General features: G+C 67.7%; 1 protein-coding gene. It reads left to right on the top strand.

The window, feature by feature from the left end; all coding sequences use genetic code 11:
• On the top strand, window positions 1-972 hold a 972-nt coding region (locus tag IF129_RS25915; protein ID WP_191212277.1), incomplete at both ends, for an acyl-CoA dehydrogenase family protein.

Below are 972 nucleotides of genomic sequence, written 5' to 3'. Positions count from 1 at the left end.
TGTCCGAGAACATCATGCACTTCGTGCTCGCCCGCCCCGAGGGCGCCGGACCGGGCACCAAGGGCCTGTCCCTCTTCCTCGTCCCCAAGTACGACTTCGACTGGGAGACCGGCGAACTCGGCGAGCGCAACGGCGCCTACGCCACCAACGTCGAGCACAAGATGGGCCTCAAGGCCTCCAACACCTGCGAGATGACCTTCGGCGACCAGCACCCCGCCAAGGGCTGGCTCCTGGGCGAGAAGCACGACGGCATCCGCCAGATGTTCAAGATCATCGAATTCGCCCGCATGATGGTCGGCACCAAAGCCATCGCCACCGCCTCCACCGGCTACCTCAACGCCCTGGAGTACGCCAAGGAGCGGGTCCAGGGCGCGGACCTGACCCAGTTCACCGACAAGACCGCCCCCCGCGTCACCATCACCCACCACCCCGACGTCCGCCGCTCGCTCATGACCCAGAAGGCCTACGCCGAAGGCATGCGCGCCCTGGTCCTCTACACCGCCTCCGTCCAGGACGACATCCTCGTCCAGGAGGCCGCAGGCGAAGACGCCTCCGCCGCCCACCGCCTCAACGACCTGCTCCTGCCCATCGTCAAGGGCTACGGCTCCGAGCGGTCCTACGAGCAGCTCGCCCAGTCCCTGCAGACCCTCGGCGGCTCCGGCTACCTGCAGGAATACCCCATCGAGCAGTACATCCGCGACGCCAAGATCGACACCCTCTACGAGGGCACCACCGCCATCCAGGGCCAGGACTTCTTCTTCCGCAAGGTCGTCCGCGACCAGGGCCAGGCCCTCACCGCCCTCTCCGAGGAGATCAAGAAGTTCCTCGCCGACGCCGCCGGCGGCGAGGAACTCGCCACCGCCCGCGACACCCTCGCCAAGGCCGCCGCCGACCTCGAAGCCATCGTCGGCACCATGCTCACCGACCTCGCCGCCACCGAACAGGACGTCACCTCCCTGTACAAGGTGGGCC

This window comes from Streptomyces chumphonensis (assembly GCF_014779715.1).
Classification (GTDB): Bacteria; Actinomycetota; Actinomycetes; order Streptomycetales; family Streptomycetaceae; genus Streptomyces; species Streptomyces chumphonensis.
The sequence above is the reverse complement of the archived record's forward strand: the minus strand, read 5'-3'. Positions and strand labels throughout refer to the sequence as shown.